15 protein-coding genes are annotated in these 19,837 nt (G+C 67.6%); 11 read left to right on the top strand and 4 right to left on the bottom strand.

The genetic code is table 11. The features are described 5' to 3' along the window. Positions 1–245 precede the first annotated feature (245 nt). The 3 genes from rplM (at position 246) to glmM (ending at position 2,765) form a co-directional block, all read left to right on the top strand. Complete coding sequence (gene rplM, locus FS787_RS05220) at positions 246–689, top strand: 50S ribosomal protein L13 (RefSeq protein ID WP_056425332.1); 444 nt, start codon at positions 246–248, stop codon at positions 687–689. Between the two features lie 36 nt (positions 690–725). Next, positions 726–1,235 carry a 30S ribosomal protein S9 gene (gene rpsI / locus FS787_RS05215; protein ID WP_056425334.1) on the top strand — a complete coding sequence of 170 codons (510 nt, stop codon included), beginning with the start codon at positions 726–728 and terminating at the stop codon, positions 1,233–1,235. A 168-nt stretch (positions 1,236–1,403) separates the two neighbouring features. Beyond that, a complete protein-coding gene (gene glmM, locus FS787_RS05210; RefSeq protein WP_144671195.1) occupies positions 1,404–2,765 on the top strand; it encodes a phosphoglucosamine mutase in 1,362 nt (453 codons plus the stop codon). A 72-nt stretch (positions 2,766–2,837) separates the two neighbouring features. On the opposite strand, the gene FS787_RS05205 is transcribed toward glmM, so the two are convergent. Then, positions 2,838–3,764 carry a D-alanyl-D-alanine carboxypeptidase family protein gene (locus FS787_RS05205; RefSeq protein ID WP_144671194.1) on the bottom strand — a complete coding sequence of 309 codons (927 nt, stop codon included), beginning with the start codon at positions 3,762–3,764 and terminating at the stop codon, positions 2,838–2,840. A gap of 5 nt (positions 3,765–3,769) precedes the next feature. Then, the gene (gene coaA, locus FS787_RS05200) at positions 3,770–4,735 is read right to left on the bottom strand and encodes a type I pantothenate kinase (protein ID WP_144671193.1); all 966 of its coding nucleotides are present in this window, start codon (positions 4,733–4,735) and stop codon (positions 3,770–3,772) included. 135 nt (positions 4,736–4,870) lie between these two features. On the opposite strand from coaA, the gene glmS reads away from it, so the two are divergent. From glmS to FS787_RS05160, 8 genes are all read left to right on the top strand, one after another. Next, complete coding sequence (gene glmS / locus FS787_RS05195) at positions 4,871–6,763, top strand: glutamine--fructose-6-phosphate transaminase (isomerizing) (RefSeq protein WP_144671192.1); 1,893 nt, start codon at positions 4,871–4,873, stop codon at positions 6,761–6,763. 4 nt (positions 6,764–6,767) lie between these two features. Continuing rightward, positions 6,768–7,115: a holo-ACP synthase gene (locus FS787_RS05190; protein WP_056425346.1), complete on the top strand. Its 348-nt coding sequence runs from the start codon at positions 6,768–6,770 to the stop codon at positions 7,113–7,115. Between the two features lie 62 nt (positions 7,116–7,177). Beyond that, positions 7,178–8,695: an NAD(P)H-hydrate epimerase gene (locus tag FS787_RS05185; protein WP_144671191.1), complete on the top strand. Its 1,518-nt coding sequence runs from the start codon at positions 7,178–7,180 to the stop codon at positions 8,693–8,695. Between the two features lie 91 nt (positions 8,696–8,786). Beyond that, the gene (gene glgX / locus FS787_RS05180; protein ID WP_144671190.1) at positions 8,787–11,024 is read left to right on the top strand and encodes a glycogen debranching protein GlgX; all 2,238 of its coding nucleotides are present in this window, start codon (positions 8,787–8,789) and stop codon (positions 11,022–11,024) included. After that, the gene (gene treY / locus FS787_RS05175) at positions 11,021–13,360 is read left to right on the top strand and encodes a malto-oligosyltrehalose synthase (protein WP_144671189.1); all 2,340 of its coding nucleotides are present in this window, start codon (positions 11,021–11,023) and stop codon (positions 13,358–13,360) included. The genes glgX and treY overlap by 4 nt, the downstream gene beginning before the upstream one ends. 46 nt (positions 13,361–13,406) lie before the next feature. Beyond that, positions 13,407–15,200 carry a malto-oligosyltrehalose trehalohydrolase gene (gene treZ, locus FS787_RS05170; protein WP_144671188.1) on the top strand — a complete coding sequence of 598 codons (1,794 nt, stop codon included), beginning with the start codon at positions 13,407–13,409 and terminating at the stop codon, positions 15,198–15,200. 17 nt (positions 15,201–15,217) lie between these two features. Then, positions 15,218–16,255: an L-glyceraldehyde 3-phosphate reductase gene (gene mgrA, locus FS787_RS05165; protein WP_144671187.1), complete on the top strand. Its 1,038-nt coding sequence runs from the start codon at positions 15,218–15,220 to the stop codon at positions 16,253–16,255. 170 nt (positions 16,256–16,425) lie between these two features. Then, a complete protein-coding gene (locus tag FS787_RS05160) occupies positions 16,426–17,511 on the top strand; it encodes an inositol-3-phosphate synthase (protein WP_144671186.1) in 1,086 nt (361 codons plus the stop codon). 25 nt (positions 17,512–17,536) lie between these two features. On the opposite strand, the gene FS787_RS05155 is transcribed toward FS787_RS05160, so the two are convergent. Then, the gene (locus FS787_RS05155; RefSeq protein WP_395940315.1) at positions 17,537–17,977 is read right to left on the bottom strand and encodes a hypothetical protein; all 441 of its coding nucleotides are present in this window, start codon (positions 17,975–17,977) and stop codon (positions 17,537–17,539) included. Between the two features lie 120 nt (positions 17,978–18,097). Next, positions 18,098–19,837, bottom strand: a complete 1,740-nt coding sequence (locus FS787_RS05150; protein ID WP_144671185.1) for a formate--tetrahydrofolate ligase — start codon at positions 19,835–19,837, stop codon at positions 18,098–18,100.

The following is a 19,837-nucleotide window of genomic DNA, read 5'->3' as shown; positions in this document are numbered from 1 at the left end:
CACCCCATTTTGACCCAGTGACACGTCTTCCGCTATTCTTGGTAGTCGTTGTGCGTGTCCTTCTCGATGATGCGTGCCCGCTTGGGAATCCGGTTGCAGGATAACTACCCAACGTGCACATTCGAGACTTCAGGATGACTGGTTACATAGAGCCCTCACCTCTGTTCCGGTAGCGCATAGATAGTAGGTGCACCTTCGTGTGACGCCTAAAACAAGAACGCCAGAACAAGAACGAGGCAAACACCGTGCGTACGTACACCCCGAAGCCCGGCGATATCAACCGCCAGTGGCACGTCATTGACGCCACCGACGTTGTCCTTGGTCGTCTTGCCAGCCAGACCGCAATCCTGCTGCGCGGCAAGCACAAGGCCACCTTTGCGTCCCACATGGACATGGGCGACTTCGTCATCATCATCAACGCTGAAAAGGTTGCCCTCACCGGCGCCAAGCTGGAGCAGAAGCGCGCATACCGCCACTCCGGCTACCCGGGCGGCCTGACCTCCGTCAACTACGCGGAGCTGCTGGAATCCAACCCGGTCCGCGCCGTGGAGAAGGCCATCAAGGGCATGCTCCCGAAGAACTCCCTCGCTGCACAGCAGCTGGGCAAGCTCAAGGTTTACAAGGGTGCAGAGCACCCCCACGCCGCCCAGCAGCCCAAGACTTTCGAAATCACCCAGGTCGCCCAGTAGTCCTGGCCACCAACCAACTTTTAATCAAGGAGAATCGTGGCTCAGAACGAAGAACTGACCACCGAAGCCGTTGAGGCTGAGGAAAACCTGACCAGCTACACCTCGGAAAGCGGTGCTGCAGAAGCAGCTGCGCCGAAGAAGGAACGCCCGGCACTGACCGTCGCCGGCGCTGCAGTTGGCCGTCGTAAGGAAGCTGTTGCACGCGTTCGCGTTGTACCGGGCTCCGGCAAGTGGACCATCAATGGCCGCGAACTGGCCAACTACTTCCCGAACAAGCTGCACCAGCAGGACGTCAACGAGCCCTTCAAGATCCTTGATCTCGAAGGCGCCTACGACGTTATCGCCCGTATCCACGGTGGCGGCATCTCCGGCCAGGCCGGCGCTCTGCGCCTCGGCATCGCCCGTTCGCTGAACGAGATCGACGTCGACAACAACCGCGCCACCCTGAAGAAGGCCGGTTACCTGCGCCGCGACGCACGCGTCATCGAGCGTAAGAAGGCTGGTCTCAAGAAGGCCCGCAAGGCTCAGCAGTACTCCAAGCGCTAACAGCGCTTACCAAGCGCTAATCCCGCTTTCGAAAGCCCGTTCCGCCCTTTGTGGCGGGGCGGGCTTTCGCCGTTTAACCAGCGGCGACGCCGGCATGCGGGCGTCGCAGCGGGCGGTCCGGCGGATTCGAGACCGGATACGGCCGCTCGATCGTCTAAACTTGGTCCGATGTCTAGATTATTTGGAACAGATGGTGTCCGGGGCCTGGCAAACGGCCTGCTGACGGCAGAGCTGGCGTTGCAGTTGGCTCAGGCCGCCGCCGTCGTGCTTGGCCATGAGCGCAATACCAACGGAACGCGGCCGCGTGCCGTTGTTGCGCGCGACCCGCGCGCCAGCGGTGAGTTCATCGCTGCTGCCGTGGAGGCGGGGCTCTCAAGCTCCGGGATCGACGTCTATGACGCCGGCGTGCTCCCGACCCCGGCAGCCGCCTACCTGGTGGCGGATCTGGATGCCGACTTCGGCGTGATGATCTCCGCATCGCACAACCCCGCCCCGGACAACGGCATCAAGTTCTTTGCCCGTGGCGGCCAGAAACTCCCGGACGCTGTGGAAGACGCCATCGAGGAGCAGCTCAGCAAGGAGCCCTTCCGCCCGGTCGGGGGAGATGTGGGCCGGATCCAGCGCTTCTCCGACGCCGAGGACCGCTACATCGTCCATCTGCTCGGCACCCTCCCGCACCGCCTGGACGGAATCAAGGTGGTGCTGGACTGCGCCCACGGCGCGGCGAGCGGCTGTTCCCCTCGGGTCTTCAAGGACGCTGGCGCTGAAGTGATTCTCATCGGAGCGGAACCCGACGGCTTGAACATCAACGACGGCGTGGGGTCCACCCATCTGGGGCCGCTGAAGCAGGCGGTCCTGGAGCACGGGGCCGATCTGGGGATTGCGCACGACGGCGACGCGGACCGCTGCCTGGCAGTGGACCACGAGGGCCGCGAAGTGGACGGCGACGAGATCATGGCCATCCTTGCCGTGGCGCTCAAGGCGTCAGGCAAGCTCAACGACGACGTCCTCGTCGCTACGGTCATGAGTAACCTTGGACTCAAGATCGCACTCCGCGAGGCCGGCATCAGCCTGCGGGAAACCGGCGTCGGTGACCGGTACGTCCTGGAGGGGATGCGCGAAGGCGGCTTCAACCTCGGCGGCGAGCAGTCCGGACACGTGATCTTCGCAGACCACGCCACAACGGGCGACGGCGTCCTCACCGGCCTGCAGCTTGCCGCTCAGGTGGCGCTCACCGGCCGCCCGCTGAAGGACCTGGCCACGGTGATGACGAAGCTCCCGCAGGTCCTGATCAACGTCAAGGGCGTGGACCGCACCCGCGTTAAGGGCGACGAGACCGTTGCGGCGGCCGTAGCCGCCGCCGAGGCAGAACTCGGCGACACCGGCCGCGTGCTCCTGCGCCCCTCCGGTACAGAACCGGTGGTTCGCGTCATGGTGGAAGCAGCGTCCCAGGAGACCGCCCAGAACGTAGCCGAACGCCTGGCGCAGGTGGTCCGGACCGAGTTGGCACTGGAGCTTGTGGCCGACTGAGCCGGCCTACAGACAAAAACAGCAATGGCGCGTCCCGACGGGGCGCGCCATTGCTGTTGCCGGTTCAGGGCACTACCGGTACGCCGGAGCCGCCTCAAGGCCGAAGTATTGCTCGAGGGTTGCGATTCCCCGCGTCTTCATCTCACCCGCCGCCTCCACGCCGACATAGCGCAGGTGCCAGGGCTCGTAAAAGTAACCCGTGATGTCGTGAAGCATCCACGGGTAGCGCACCACGAAGCCGAACCGGTGGCCATTGGCCTTCGCCCAGACCGCCGCGGGTTGATCGGCGAAGCAGGGCTGGAAGCTGCAGGCCCCTCCGCCGTCGCCGATGTCGAACGACCAGCCGGTCTGGTGCTCTGAGTAGCCCGGCCGGGCTGACGCCGTATCGGCTGCCGCCTGTCCGCGGGAGTTCACATAGCCGTTGTACGTGGAGGTCTGGGTAGCGAAGGACCGGTAACCGCTGGCCAGCGTCATGGTGACGCCGGCTCCGGCTGCGGCCGCGAACATCTTCTCCGCCGCGGCCGCCGTCGTGCTGTTGAGCAGCGCAGCCTCACCGGACGTGGCCACGCGTACGCGTGGCCGGACGAGGTTGGCCGGTACGTAGGCGGCAGGGCTCAACGGACGGTGTTTGTTCACCACCACCCATGGGCTCGCGGGGTCGGTCAGTGAGTGCCGGGGTTTGGCTGTGGAGCGTGCCGGCGGTGTTGCCCCGGGAGCGGGGGCCGAGGGGCTGGCCGACGGGGACCCAGCCGGCGTTGCGGTGGCAGTGGCCGCGTCAGTGGCCGTGGCGGACGGCGTTGCGGTGACGGGCGTCGCCGTCGCGGCCGGTGAGGCTGCCGCAGCCGCGGACGGGGTGGGCCGGGCGGCTTCCGGGGCGCAGGCGCTCAGCGCGGCGAGGCCCGACCCTGCCAGCAGCAGGCGGCTGAAGGCCCGCCTGCTGGCGGTGGGATTGACCGGCTCCGGTGCCTCCGGATGCTCCGCTGACCCGTCGTGGCACACGTGTGCTAGACCTTGCGCAGCAGCATGCGGCGGATGGAGTGATCGGCGTCCTTCGTGAGGACCAGCTGCGCCCGGCCGCGGGTGGGAAGCACGTTCTCCTCGAGGTTGGGTTCGTTGATGCGTTTCCAGATCTCGCGGGCCGTCTCTTCCGCCTCGGCGTCCGAGAGCGTGGCATAGCGGTGGAAATAGGACTCCGGCTGGGCGAACGCCGTGGTGCGGAGCTTGCGGAAGCGGTCCACGTACCACTCCTCGATGTAGGACGTTTTGGCATCAACATAGATGGAAAAATCGAAGAAGTCACTCAATGCCAGGCCCTGCCGGCCGTCATGCCGCGGGCGGGCCGGCGCCAGGACGTTCAGCCCCTCGACGATCAGCACGTCGGGGCGGCGCACCACCACTTCCTTGCCCGGGACGATGTCATAGGTCACGTGGGAGTACCAGGGCGCCCGGACTTCCTCGGCGCCGCCTTTGATTTCGCTCACAAAACGCAGCAGCGAGCGGCGGTCGTAGGACTCGGGGAATCCCTTGCGCTCCAGCAGCTGCCGCCGCTTGAGCTCCGCCAGCGGGTACAGGAAACCGTCCGTGGTGATGAGCTCAACATTCGGCGTCCCGGGCCACCGGCGGAGCATCTCGCGGAGCACGCGGGCGATGGTGGACTTGCCCACGGCCACCGAGCCGGCGACGCCGATCACAAACGGTGTGCGCTGGGTCTGCTCGCCCAGGAAGGTGGTGGTTGCCGCATGGAGCTGGCCTGCCGCCTCGACATACAGGTGCAGCAACCGGGACAGGGGCAGGTAGACCTCGCGGATTTCCTTCATATCAAGGGGATCGCCGAGGCCGCGGAGACGGAGTACGTCCTCCTGGTTGAGGGGCTGCTCCATCTGGGCAGCGAGCCGGGACCAGGTCTGCCGGTCCAGCTCCACGAACGGGGAGCCGCCGTCGCCGTTCGCTTCATTGCGTTGCAAAGTCACCCTAGAGATTCTGCCCTCCGCCGGGCCGAGAGCGAAATGGGGGTGCCCCGCCCTGCCCCCGTTGGTGCGGGGGACGGCGCGTTATGAACGCGGATTCGACGTCGGCAGCCGGGGAAACCCGCTACGCTTGTGTCCATGTGTGGAATCGTTGGATATGTGGGCCACTCCGCTGGCCGGGTAAATACTGGACACAATGCCCTGGACGTTGTCCTTGAAGGACTGCGGCGACTGGAGTACCGGGGCTACGACTCTGCGGGTATCGCAGTGGTTGCCGACGGAACCATTTCGTCCCGCAAGAAGTCGGGCAAACTGAGCAACCTGATTGCCGAGCTCGAGGCCCACCCCCTGCCGGAAGCGCTGACCGGCATCGGCCACACCCGCTGGGCCACCCACGGCGGCCCGACGGACCAGAACGCCCACCCGCATCTCGCCGATGAGGGCAAGCTGGCCGTCATCCACAACGGCATCATCGAAAACTTCGCCGAGCTCAAACTGGAACTCACCCGCAAGGGCGTGACCTTCCTGTCCGAAACCGACACCGAGGTCGCCGCCGCGCTGCTGGCCGACATCTACCGCAACCAGCTCGGGGGCGACTCCGCCAACGGCGGCCTCACCAAGGCCATGCAGCTCGCCTGCCAGCGCCTCGAAGGCGCCTTCACCCTCCTCGCCGTGCACGCGGACCAGCCCGACGTCGTCGTGGCCGCCCGCCGCAACTCCCCGCTGGTCGTCGGCCTCGGTGACGGCGAGAACTTCCTCGGCTCCGACGTCTCCGGCTTCATCGACTACACCCGCCGCGCGGTCGAACTCGGCCAGGACCAGATCGTGACGATCACCGCCGACACCGTGGAGATCACGGACTTCTACGGCGCCCCGGCCGAAGGCAAGGAATACCACGTCAACTGGGACCCCGCCTCCGCGGAAAAGGGCGGCTTCCCGTCCTTTATGGAAAAGGAAATCCACGACCAGCCCGACGCCGTCCTGCAGACGCTGCTGGGCCGCTCGGACATCAACGGCCGCCTGACCCTCGACGAGCTCCGGATTGATCCGGAACTGCTCAAGAGCGTCACCAAGATCATCGTCCTCGCCTGCGGAACCTCCGCCTACGCCGGACAGGTCGCCAAGTACGCGATCGAGCGCTGGTGCCGGATCCCCACCGAGGTGGAGCTCTCCCACGAATTCCGCTACCGCGACCCGATCGTGGACGAGAACACCCTGATCGTCTCGATCTCCCAGTCCGGCGAGACCATGGACACCCTGATGGCCGTCCGGTACGCCAAGGAACAGGGCGCCAAGACGGTCTCCATCTGCAACACCAACGGCTCCACCATCCCGCGCGAATCCGATGCGGTGCTCTACACCCACGCCGGCCCGGAAATCGCCGTCGCCTCCACCAAGGCCTTCCTGGCGCAGATCACCGCCGCCTACCTCCTGGGCCTCTACCTGGCGCAGCTGCGCGGCAACAAGTTCCAGGGCGAGATCAAGGACATCCTCGCGGACCTCAACAAGATCCCCGCCAAGATCCAGCAGGTTCTCGACAACGAAGAGCAGATCAAGGAACTCGGCCGGTCCATGGCCGACGCCAAGTCCGTACTGTTCCTGGGCCGCCACGTCGGCTTCCCGGTGGCCATGGAGGGCGCGCTCAAGCTCAAGGAGCTTGCCTACATCCACGCCGAGGGCTTCGCCGCCGGTGAACTCAAGCACGGCCCGATTGCCCTGATCGAGGAGGGCCAGCCCGTCTTCGTGGTGGTTCCCTCACCCCGTGGCCGCGACTCGCTGCACGCCAAGGTTGTCTCCAACATCCAGGAAGTCCGGGCGCGCGGCGCCCGGACGATCGTCATCGCGGAGGAGGGGGACGAAGCCGTCAAGGCCTACGCCGAGCACGTCTTCTACATCCCCGAGACCCCGACGCTGCTGGCTCCGCTGCTCAGCACGGTCCCGCTGCAGATCTTTGCCCTCGCCCTGGCGTCCGCCAAGGGCTACGACGTGGACCAGCCTCGCAACCTGGCCAAGAGCGTGACCGTAGAATAACGCCATGATCGTTGGCATTGGCGTAGACGTCGTAGACATTGACCGGTTCGGCCGGCAGCTGGAGCGCACCCCCGGGCTGCGCGACCGGCTGTTCGTCCCCGCGGAACGCGAACTGAACACGCGCTCCCTGGCTGCCCGGTTCGCCGCCAAGGAGGCCGTTGCGAAAGTCCTCGGCGCCCCGGCGGGCATGAACTGGCAGGACTGCTGGATCGGTCTTGACGAAAACGGGCCCACCGTCCAAGTCAAAGGCACGGTGCTGGCCGTGGCGGAGTCGAAGGGCGTCAAGCGCTGGCACCTGTCGATGAGCCACGACGGCGGCATCGCCACCGCGACGGTCATCGCCGAGGGCTGAACGCCCCTGCCTGACCAGAACCGGACATCCCGCAGCGACTGCACCGCGAATGGACTGAAACCATGATCAGCGCCTACACCGGAACCCAGATACGAGAGGCTGAAAAGCCTTTTCTGGACACTGGTATGGGCGCTGTTCTCATGCAGCGGGCAGCTTACGGGCTGGCCAACGCCGTGGTCCGCGAACTGCGGGCCCGCGGGGTGGGTCTCTACGGCGCCAGCGTCACGGTCCTCGCCGGCAAGGGCAACAACGGCGGGGACGGGCTTTTCGCGGCCGCCATGCTGGCCCGCCGCGGCATGCGGACGACGGCGGTCCTCACCGCGGGGGAGGCCCACCCTGACGGTCTCGCGGCCCTGTCAAAGGCCGGTGGACGGGTGATCCGCCTGACGCCGAACACCGTGGCCGCCACGGCGGCGGCCGCCGCGCAGGCCAGTGTCGTCATTGACGCGGTGCTGGGTACGGGCGCGCAGGGCGGCCTGCGGGGCCCCGCGGCGGAGCTGATCGAGGCGCTGGAACGCTCCCGGCCCGGATTCGTGGTGGCCTGCGACGTTCCCAGCGGCGTGGACTCCGACACCGGAGAAGCGCATTCCCCTGTCCTCCGCGCGGACCTGACTGTGACGTTCGGGGCGGCCAAGGCGGGCCAGCTGGCCGACCCGGGCGCGGACTTCGCCGGCCGCGTCCATGTCATTCCGATCGGCATCAAGGCCGCCCTCCCGGAGCCGGCCCTGCGCCGCTACGAGGCGGCGGATCTGCCGTTGCTGCTCCCGCGCCCCGGACGGCGCTCCCACAAATACTCCCGCGGCGTCCTGGGCGTGGTGGCCGGCTCACAGCGGTACCCCGGCGCGGCGGTCCTCGCCTGCCGCGGCGCGCTGGCGGCCGGCGTGGGCATGGTGCGCTACCTTGGCCCCCCGGACGTCGCCGACCTGGTCCGTCAGTCCTGCCCCGAAGTCGTGTGCGGCACCGGCAGTCCCGCGGACACCCACGTCCAGGCCTGGCTCCTCGGCCCGGGGATTGATGAAGAGGCCCACGAGCAGCTGGAGCGCGTCCGCGGCGCCGCAGCCACCGGGCTGCCGGTGGCCGCCGACGCCGGGGCGCTCCCCGCCCTGCCCCGCGCCCTCGCCCCGCAGTTCGTGCTCACCCCGCACGCCGGCGAACTCGCTGCGTTGCTGGCACGGTACGGCGCGGATCCCGGCCGCGACGGCGTGGAAAACGCCACGCTCGCTGCCGCCCGGCAGGCCAGCGGGCTGACCGGAGCCACCGTCCTGCTCAAGGGCGCCACCACGCTTGTGGCCTCTCCCTCGGGGGCGGTCTTCAGCCAGGCCGAGGCCACCCCCTGGCTGGCCACGGCCGGCAGCGGGGACGTCCTGGCCGGGATCCTGGGAGCTCTGCTCGCGCAGCTGGCCGGGAGCCCCGAAACCCAAGCGTCGTCCCTCGGCGTCGGCGGTGCTGACCGCTGGGCCGGCATCGCGGCGCTGGCCGCCAGCGTCCATGGCCGGGCCGGAAGCCTCGCCTCGGGCGGCGGGCCGATATCGGCGTCGGACGTGGCAAAATCCGTGCGGGAGGTTATGACGACGCTGTAACAAATCCAGGCGTTTAGTGCGCCGAATCAATTAGTAACCCTACTTACAAGTAGTCTGTCTAGAGAATTTTCGCCACGCACGAGGAGTACACATGGAAGTCTGGCCCGGAACGGCTTACCCGCTGGGAGCCACTTTTGACGGCACCGGCACCAATTTTGCGCTGTTCAGCGAGCGTGCCGAGCGCGTGGAGCTGTGCCTCCTCGCCGATGACATGAGCGAAACGCGGATCGAGCTGACCGAAGTGGACGGCTACGTGTGGCACTGCTACCTGCCGCAGGTCCAGCCCGGCCAGAAGTACGGCTACCGGGTCCACGGCCCGTACGAGCCGGAGAACGGCAACCGCTTCAACCCGAACAAGCTGCTGATGGACCCCTACGCCAAGGCCGTCCAGGGCCAGATCGACTGGGACCCGGCGCTGTTCACCTATGAATTCGGCGACCCCGACTCCCGGAACGACGCCGACTCGGCGCCCCACACCATGCACGGCGTGGTGATCAACCCCTTCTTCGAGTGGGACGGCGACCGCCAGCTGCGGATCCCCTACCACCAGTCCGTCATCTACGAGGCCCACGTCAAGGGCCTGACCGAGCTGCACCCGGAGGTCCCCGAAGAGCAGCGCGGCACGTATGCCGGCGTCGCGCACCCGGCCGTGATCGAGCACATGAAGAAGCTTGGCGTCACGGCGATCGAGCTCATGCCGGTCCACCAGTTCGTCAACGACGGCACGCTCCAGGAGAAGGGCCTCAACAACTACTGGGGCTACAACACCATCGGTTTCTTCGCCCCGCAGAACACCTACAGCTCCTCCGGCGACGTGGGACACCAGGTCCAGGAGTTCAAGGCGATGGTCCGCGACCTGCACCGGGCCGGCATCGAAGTGATCCTGGACGTGGTCTACAACCACACCGCCGAAGGCAACCACCTTGGGCCCACCCTGTCCTTCAAGGGCATCGACAACCAGGCGTACTACCGGCTGGTCGACGACGACATGAAGCACTACATGGACTACACCGGCACCGGAAACTCCCTCAACGTCCGGCACCCGCACTCCCTCCAGCTGCTGATGGACTCCTTGCGGTACTGGGTCACGGAGATGCACGTCGACGGCTTCCGCTTCGACCTCGCCTCCACACTGGCCCGCGAGTTCTACGACGTGGACAAGCTCTCCACCTTCTTCGAACTCATCCAGCAGGACCCGATCGTCTCCCAGGTCAAGCTGATTGCCGAGCCATGGGACATCGGCCCGGGCGGCTACCAGGTGGGCAACTTCCCGCCGCAGTGGACCGAGTGGAACGGCAAGTACCGCGACACGGTCCGCGACTTCTGGCGCGGCGAGCCCTCCACCCTGGGCGAATTCGCCTCCCGCCTGACCGGCTCCGCGGACCTGTACGAAAGCTCCGCGCGCCGCCCGGTGGCCTCGATCAACTTCGTCACCGCCCACGACGGCTTCACCATGCGCGACCTGGTCTCGTACAACGAGAAGCACAACGACGCCAATGGTGAGGGCAACAACGACGGCGAATCGCACAACCGGTCGTGGAACTGCGGTGAGGAGGGGGACACGGACAACGACCAGGTCCTGACCCTCCGCGCCCGCCAGCAGCGCAATTTCATCGCCACCCTGCTGCTCTCGCAGGGCGTCCCGATGCTGCTGCACGGTGACGAACTGGGCCGCACCCAGCAGGGCAACAACAATACCTACTGCCAGGACTCCGAACTGAGCTGGATCCACTGGGAGGCAATGGACCAGCCGCTGGTGGAGTTCACCGCATTCGTCAACAAGATCCGCCGCGACCACCCCATTTTCCGGCGCAGCCGCTTCTTCGACGGACGCCCCGTGCGCCGCGGTGAGGGCGAGAAGCTGCCGGACATTGTCTGGCTGAAAACGGACGGCACCGAAATGCTGCCGGAGGACTGGGGCAGCGGCTTCGGGCGCACTATCGGCGTGTTCTACAACGGCCACGGCATCCAGGAGCAGGACTCCCGCGGCCGCCGGATCACCGACGACAGCTTCGTGCTCGCCTTCAACGCCCACGACGACGACGTGGACTTCGCCCTGCCGGCCGAGGAGTACTCAAAGTTCTGGGACGTCCTGGTGGACACCGCGGACCAGGCTAACACCGAGGAACCGCTGAAGGCCGGATCAGTGCTGAAACTGGCCGCCAAGTCCATGGTGGTGCTCCGGACCCACTCCGGCCCCGAGGTGGAAGTGGACTACTCCGCTGCCGCATCACTGGCCTCCATGGCCGAGCACGAGGACGCAGTCGAGGAAATGGTGGAGGCCCAGGACGAGGCCGCCGAAGCCGTCTCGAAGGCTGCCGCCAAATGAGGACCCCGGTCTCCACTTACCGGCTGCAGATCCGGCCCGGCTTCACCCTCCAGGATGCTGCCGAGACCGTGCCCTACCTGAAGTCGCTCGGCGTGGACTGGATCTACCTCTCCCCGATCCTCACCGCGGAGGAGGGCTCGGACCACGGCTATGACGTGACCGACCCCTCCGCGATCGACCCGGACCGCGGCGGCCCCGAGGGCCTGGCCGCCGCGTCCCGGGCAGCCCGGGAAGCCGGTATGGGCGTGCTCGTCGACATCGTGCCCAACCATGTCGGCGTCGCCACCCCCGTCCAGAACCCGTGGTGGTGGTCGCTGCTCAAGGAAGGGCAGCAGTCCCGCTATGCCCAGGCGTTCGACGTCGACTGGGACTTCGGCGGCGGCCGGATCCGGATCCCCGTGCTGGGATCCGACTCCGACGTCGACGCGCTGGAAATCAAGGACGGAGAGCTGCGGTACTACGACCACCGCTTCCCGCTGGCCGAGGGAACCTATACCGCAGGTGAGCCCACTGCGGACGACCCCCGTGCGGTCCACGACCGGCAGCACTACGAGCTGGTGGGCTGGCGCCGGGCCGACAACGAGCTGAACTACCGCCGGTTCTTCGCCGTCAACAGCCTGGCCGGCATCCGGGTGGAGCTCCCCGAGGTCTTCGACGAAGCCCACGCCGAGATTGTCCGCTGGTTCCGCGAAGGCCTGGTGGACGGACTCCGGATCGACCACCCGGACGGCCTGGCGGACCCGGAGGGTTACCTGCGCCGGCTCCGCGAGGTCACGGGCGGCAGCTACCTGCTGATCGAAAAGATCCTCGAACCCGGTGAGGTCCTGCCGGAGAGCTTCGACTGCGAAGGCACCACCGGCTACGACGCCCTCGCGGACGTGGACCGGCTCTTCGTCGACCCTTCCGGGCAGGAAGCCTTGGACGCCCTCGACGCCGAGTTGCGCGGCGGCCAGGCGGCGGACTACGAGGACATGATCCGCGGCACCAAACGCCGGATCACCGACGGGATCCTCCACTCCGAGATGCTCCGGCTGGCGCGGCTGGTGCCGTCCGGCACGGGACTCGCGGTGGAGGCGTCCGCCGATGCCCTCTCCGAGATCATCGCTGCCTTCCCGGTATACCGCAGCTACCTGCCCGAGGGTGCGGACGTGCTGAAGGAAGCGTGCGAACTAGCCGTCCGGCGCCGTCCGGAGCTGTCCGACGCCGTCGGGCTGTTGCTGCCGCTGCTCCTCGACGCCGGCCCGGAGCCGGGCGCCGAGCTGGGGCGCCGCTTCCAGCAGACCTCCGGCATGGTCATGGCCAAGGGTGTGGAGGACACCGCGTTCTTCCGCTACACCAGGCTGGGCACCCTGACCGAGGTCGGGGCCGACCCCACCGAGTTCTCCGTGTCGCCGGAGGAATTCCACCACCGGATGACGCGCCGCCAGGCCGAGATCCCGCTGTCCATGACCACGCTGAGCACCCACGACACCAAACGCAGCGAGGACACCCGCGCCCGGATCTCCGTCCTCGCGGAGGCGGAGGGGGAGTGGAAGGCCTCCCTGGCCCGGCTGCAGGAGCTGGCGCCGCTGCCCGACGGGCCGCTCGCCAACCTGCTGTGGCAGGCCATCGCCGGCGCCTGGCCGGCGGACCGTGACCGGCTGCAGTCGTATGCGCAGAAGGCCGCCCGCGAGGCCGGCAACTCCACCGACTGGCTGGACCCGGACGCCGCCTTCGAGGAGAAGCTGGCCGCCGCCGTCGACGCGGCCTTCGACAACGCTGAGGTCCGCGCGGAACTGGAGTCCCTTGTGGAACTCCTGGCGCCGTATGGTGCCGTCAATTCGCTCGGGGCCAAACTGGTGCAGCTGACCATGCCGGGAGTCCCGGATGTCTACCAGGGCACAGAGTTTTGGGACCGCTCGCTGACCGATCCGGACAACCGGCGGCCGTTCGACTTCGGTGCCCGGCGCACGGCCCTGGCCGCGCTCGACGCCGGCGACCGCCCGGCGTCGTACACCGACGAGGCGGCGAAGCTCCTGGTCACCTCGCGGGCCCTGCGCCTGCGCCGCGACCGCCCGGAGCTGTTCGCGGGCTACCGGCCCGTCCCGGCAACCGGCGCGGCTGCCGGGCACCTCGTCGGCTTTGACCGCGAGAGTGCCGCCGGCCCGGGTGCCGTCACGCTCGCCACCCGGCTGCCCCGCGGACTGGAGCAGCAGGGCGGCTGGCGGGACACCGCCGTCGAACTGCCCGTGAACATGACGGACCAGCTGACGGGGACCACCTTCGACGCCGGAACGGTCCGGGTTGCCGACATCCTGCGCGACTATCCGGTGGCGCTGCTGGTGCCCACCTCCTGACCGCACCGACTGACGTACCGACACATTCGGGGAACGGAAGAATGCCATGACCTTGCCTGCACACGGATCCGAACGCTTCGACGTCTGGGCGCCGGACGCCCGGGCCGTCACCCTGCTCGCCGACGGCCGGGAGTACCCGATGCACCAGGCTGACGGTCCGGCGCGGCCGGACGGCACAACACGTCCGGACGGCGCCGGCTGGTGGACCGCCGCGGACGCCCCCGCCGCCGGGGACGTCGACTACGGCTACCTGATCGACGGGGACACCACACCGCTGCCGGACCCCCGGTCCCGGCGGCAGCCGGCGGGAGTCCACTCGCTGTCGCGGACGTTCGACGCCGGCAGCCACGAGTGGTCGGACGGTCAGTGGCAGGGCCGCGGGCTGCAGGGAGCGGTGATCTACGAGCTGCACGTGGGGACGTTCACCCCCGAGGGGACGCTTGACGCGGCCGCCGGGAAGCTGGACTACCTGGTGGACCTCGGCGTCGATTTCGTGGAGCTGCTGCCGGTGAACGGCTTCAACGGCACCCACAACTGGGGCTACGACGGTGTCCTCTGGTACGCCGTACACGAAGGCTACGGCGGACCCGCCGCCTACCAGCGCTTCGTGGACGCGGCCCATGCCGCCGGGCTGGGCGTCATCCAGGACGTGGTCTACAACCACCTTGGACCCAGCGGGAACTACCTTCCGCGCTTCGGGCCGTACCTGAAATCGGGGGAGGGCAACACCTGGGGTGACTCGGTGAACCTCGATGGCCCCGGCTCAGACGTCGTGCGCGCCTACATCCTCGAGAACGCCGCCATGTGGCTGCGGGACTACCACGTGGACGGGCTCCGGCTCGACGCCGTGCATGCCTTCAAGGACGAGCGGGCCGTGCACCTGCTGGAGGAGTTCGGTGCGCTCGCGGACGGAATCTCCGCCGAAACCGGCCGCCCCGCCACGATGATCGCCGAATCGGACCTCAACGACCCGCGGCTGCTCTACCCGCGGGACGTCAACGGCTACGGGCTGGCGGGGCAGTGGAGCGACGACTTCCACCACGCGGTCCACGTCAACGTCAGCGGCGAGGCCACGGGCTACTACGCCGACTTCGAATCTCTCGAGGCCCTGGCCAAGGTCCTGGTTGACGGGTTCTTCCATGACGGCAGCTACTCCAGCTTCCGCGGCCGGCACCACGGCCGGCCCATCAACACGGCCGCGGTCCACCCGGCGGCGCTGGTGGTGTGCAGCCAGAACCATGACCAGATCGGCAACCGGGCCACCGGCGACCGGCTGTCCCAGTCGCTGGGGTACGGGCAGCTGGCGCTCGCCGCCGTCGCCACCCTGACCTCGCCGTTCACGCCGATGCTGTTCATGGGCGAGGAATACGGCGCCACCACGCCGTGGCAGTTCTTCACCTCGCATCCGGAGCCGGAACTCGGCAAGGCCACCGCGGAGGGCCGGATCAAGGAGTTCGAACGGATGGGCTGGGACCCCGCCGTCGTGCCGGACCCGCAGGACCCGGAAACCTTCGTCCGCTCCCGGCTCAACTGGGCCGAAGCCGCCGACGGCGACCACGCCCGCCTGCTGGAGCTGTACCGCCGGCTGATCGCGCTGCGCCGTACGACGCCTGAGCTGTCCGGCCTGGGCTTCGAGGACACCGCCGTGGCGTTCAGCGAGGCCGACCGCTGGCTCCGCCTGCGCCGCGGCAGCGTGGAGGTCGCGATGAACTTCTCCGCCGAACCGCGTGTGCTGGCCGTGGCCGGTGCCTCGATCGCGCTTGCCACCGACGACGCCGTGCGCCTGGACAGCGGCCGACTGGACCTGCCTGGCCACAGTGCCGCCATCATCTCGAAGTAAAGACAGGACGTTACGAAATGACTTATGTTGCAGCAGATACCCGCTATGACTCCATGCCCTACCGCCGCGTCGGACGCAGCGGGCTGAAGCTCCCCGCCATTTCGCTGGGCCTCTGGCACAACTTCGGCGACGACAAGCCCTTCGAAACCCAGCGCGCCATCCTGCGCCGCGCCTTCGACCTGGGCGTCAACCACTTCGACCTGGCCAACAACTACGGGCCGCTTGCCGGTTCCGCTGAGACCAACTTCGGCCGGCACCTCCGCGACGACTTCGCCCCCTACCGCGGCGAACTCATCATCTCCACCAAGGCCGGCTACAACATGTGGCCGGGCCCGTTCGGCGAATGGGGCTCCAGGAAGTACCTGCTGGCCAGCCTGGACCAGTCACTGAACCGGATGGGCCTGGACTACGTGGACATCTTCTACAGCCACCGCCCGGACCCGGAAACGCCGATGGAAGAGACCATGGGTGCCCTGGACCAGGCCGTCCGCTCCGGGAAGGCCCTGTACGCCGGGATCTCCTCCTACACGCCGGAGCAGACCCTAGAGGCCGCCCGGATCCTCAAGGAACTCGGCACCCCGCTGCTGATCCACCAGCCCAGCTACTCCATGCTGAACCGCTGGACCGAAAACGGCAGCCCCAACCTCTACGAGGTGCTGGAACAGGTGGGAGCGGGCTCCATCGCGTTCTCGCCGCTGGCGCAGGGCATGCTGACCGACCGCTACCTGGACGGGATCCCGGCCGATTCCCGCGCCGCGCAGGAGAAATCCCTGGACGGGGACAGCCTCACCGAGGACAAGCTGGACCGCGTGCGGGGCCTGCACCGGATCGCCGAAAGCCGGGGGCAGTCCCTAGCGCAGATGGCCATCGCGTGGATCCTGCGGGAGCAGGGCAAGGGCAGCTCCGTGACCTCCGCTCTGGTGGGCGCATCCAGCGTCGGCCAGCTCGAGGACACGCTGTCCGCGATCGACAACCTCCACTTCACCGCCGAGGAGCTGACAGCGATCGACGAGTTCGCCGTCGAGTCCGACATCAACCTGTGGGCCCAGAAGTAGCCGGCCCCGCCTCCCGGTAATACAGGCGGCGCGGCGGTCCGGGAACAACCCGGGCCCCCGCGCCGTTGACTAGAATGCTAATGGCGCCGTACGGCGCCGTGCCCGCTGCCGCCGTCGTGCATCAGAGCTCTTCCGCGCCGGGCATCAGAAGTTGTCCCCAAAGGAGTTCCGTGTCTTCACATCCGATTCGTGTTGCAATCGTCGGCGTAGGTAACTGTGCCACTTCGCTGGTCCAGGGCGTTGAGTACTACCGGGACGCCGATCCCCAGGCCACGATCCCGGGCCTGATGCACGTGGAGTTCGGCCAGTACCACGTCAACGACGTCCAGTTCGTTGCCGCATTCGACGTCGACGCCAAGAAGGTGGGCCAGGACCTGTCCGCCGCCATCCTGGCCAGCGAAAACAACACCATCAAGATCGCAGACGTCCCGCCGACCGGTGTGACCGTCCAGCGCGGCCCCACCCTCGACGGGCTCGGCAAGTACTACCTCGAGACCATCGAGCAGGCCCCGGAGGAGCCGGTCGACGTCGTCCAGGCCCTCAAGGACGCCAAGGTTGACGTGATGGTCTGCTACCTGCCGGTCGGCTCGCAGGAAGCTGCGGAGTACTACGCCCAGTGCGCCATCGACGCCGGCGTGGGCTTCGTCAACGCGCTCCCGGTCTTCATCGCCGGCACCAAGGCGTGGGCGGACAAGTTCACCGCCGCCGGTGTCCCGATCGTGGGCGATGACATCAAGAGCCAGATCGGCGCCACCATCACGCACCGCGTTATGGCCAAACTGTTCGAGGACCGCGGCGTGACCCTGGACCGCACGTACCAGCTGAACGTCGGCGGCAACATGGACTTCAAGAACATGCTGGAACGCGACCGCCTTGAGTCCAAGAAGATCTCCAAGACCCAGGCCGTGACGTCCAACGTGGAGGCCCATCTGGCCGCCAAGGACGTCCACATCGGCCCGTCGGACTACGTCCAGTGGCTTGACGACCGCAAGTGGGCGTTCGTCCGCCTCGAAGGCCGCAACTTCGGCGACGCCCCGGTGTCGCTGGAATACAAGCTGGAAGTTTGGGACTCGCCCAACTCAGCCGGTGTGATCATCGACGCCATCCGCGCCGCCAAGATCGGCCTGGACCGCGGCATCGGCGGCCCGCTGCTCTCCGCCTCGAGCTACTTCATGAAGTCCCCGCCGGAGCAGTTCAACGACGACCTCGCCCGCGAAAAGGTCGAGGCCTTCATCCGCGGAGACCTGGAGCGCTAAACCCGCCCTCCCCCCGGTTGCCCTATCACTTACGGTCCCCAAACCCCCGGTTTGACCGCCGTAAGTGATAGGGCAACCGGCGTTTAACGGGTGCGGAGGGCCGCCCGGACCCGTTGGACCGCGCCGCGGAAGTCATCTGCCAGATCGTCGGCATTGAACTTAAGTAGCGCCAGCCCGCAGCATTGAAGGTCTCGTCGCGGCGGTTGTCGCGAGACTGCTGTTCGCGCGTCAGGTGGTGGCCGCCGTTGTACTGGATCGCGATCCGCTGGCTGCGGTAGCCGAGGTCGGCTGCGGGGGAGTGCGGGTCGCCCGGCACCATCCGGAGTTGCAGCTCGGGCTCCGGCAGCCCGGCTGCGATCAGCGCGAGGCGCAGGAGCCGGGACCCGCCCAGCGTCGCGGCCCGCGCCTCATAGACGGTGAACGGGGCTGAGGTGAGATGGGGCGGCAGCGCTGCTGGGGGTCGCATGCGGGCCATTCTTATCCGAACGCCGGATCCCCGCTCCCGTTATCCACAGGCGCCCGTTGCGCTATCACTTTTGGTGCCCATCGGCCGGGAATGGCAACCAAAAGTGATAGCGCAACGGGTCTAGAAGAGGCCGATGGGGTTGCCCTCGGCGTCGACGTCCATACGCATCGCGGCCGGGACCTTCGGGAGCCCCGGCATGGTCATGACCGCGCCGGTGAGGGCCACGATGAAGCCGGCGCCGGTCTTGGGAATGAGGTCGCGGACGTGCACCGTGAACCCCTTCGGGGCGCCGAGCTTGGTTGCGTCGTCGCTGAAGGAATACTGGGTCTTCGCCATGCAGACCGGGAACCCGGACCAGCCGTTCTTCACGATCTCCGCGAGCCGTTTGAGCGCCGGGACGGAGAAATCGACGCCGTCGGCGCCGTAGATCTCCTGCACAATCGTCCGGACCTTGTCCTCCACCGACATCTCCAGCGGGTAGAGGTGCCGGAAGGTGTGCGGCGCGTCGATGGCCGCGGCGACCTTCGCCGCGAGGTCATCGCCGCCGTCGCCGCCGCCCCCGCGGCCCCAGACGTCGGCCACGGCAGCCTGGACGCCCTCGGCGGCGCACCAGTCCAGCAGCCAGTCGAGCTCCTCCTGGGTGTCCGTGGCGAACTTGTTGACGGCCACCACCGGTGTGATGCCAAACTTCTCCACGTTGCGGACATGGCGCTGAAGATTGACGACGCCGGCGGCCAGCGCATCCAGGTTGGGTTCCTTAAGCTGGTCCTTGGCGACGCCGCCGTGCATCTTCAAGGCCCGGATGGTCGCCACAACGACGACGGCGGACGGAGCCACGTCGGCGACGCGGGACTTGATGTCCATGTACTTTTCCGCACCCAGGTCGGCGCCGAAGCCGGCCTCCGTGACGACGATGTCCGCCAGGCTGCGGGCCGTCTGGGTGGCGATCAGGGAGTTGCAGCCGTGCGCGATGTTGGCGAACGGCCCGCCGTGGACCAGGGCCGGCGTCCCGGCAATGGTCTGCACCAGGTTCGGTTTGACGGCGTCCTTGAGCAGCATGGTCAGCGCGCCCTGGACACCCAGCTGGGCGACTGTGACGGGCTTCCGGTCGTAGGTGTAGCCGAACGTGATCCGGCCCAGCCGGTCCCGCAGGTCAGCGAGGTCCGTGGCGAGGCAAAACACCGCCATGATCTCCGAGGCCACGGTGATGTCGAAGCCGTCCTGCCGCGGGATGCCCTGGGTCGGCCCGCCCAGGCCGATCACCACTTCCCGCAGGGACCGGTCGTTCATGTCCAGCACCCGTTTGAAGGTCATCCGCCGCGGATCGATGTTCAGCTCGTTGCCCTGGTAGATGTGGTTGTCCACGAGGGCCATCAGGGCGTTGTTCGCCGAGGTGACGGCGTGGAAATCCCCGGTGAAATGCAGGTTGATCTCGTCCATCGGCAGCACCTGGGAATAGCCGCCGCCCGTGGCGCCGCCCTTCATGCCCAGGATCGGACCCAGCGACGGTTCACGCAGCGCGATCATGACCTTGTGACCGGCGCGGGCCAAGGAGTCCGCCAGCCCCACTGTTGTGGTGGACTTGCCTTCGCCGGCGGGCGTGGGCGACATCGCCGAGACCAGAACCACCTTACCGGGGGCACGCGGCGGGCCGCCCGCCGTGGTGCCTGTGAGCTTTGCCGGATCGATTTTCGCCTTGTACCGGCCGTGGAAATCCAGGGCCTCGGCATTGATCCCGGCCGCGGCGGCAATCTCCTCGATCGGCCGCATGGTGGCCCGCTGCGCGATCTCCAGGTCGCTCAGCGGAGCTGTCCCGGGGCCCGGGGATGTGGCGGTTCCAGGGATCGTGGTTTCAGACAT

This window comes from Arthrobacter sp. U41, assembly GCF_007679325.1.
In the GTDB taxonomy this organism is placed as follows: Bacteria; Actinomycetota; Actinomycetes; order Actinomycetales; family Micrococcaceae; genus Arthrobacter.
The sequence above is the reverse complement of the archived record's forward strand: the minus strand, read 5'-3'. Positions and strand labels throughout refer to the sequence as shown.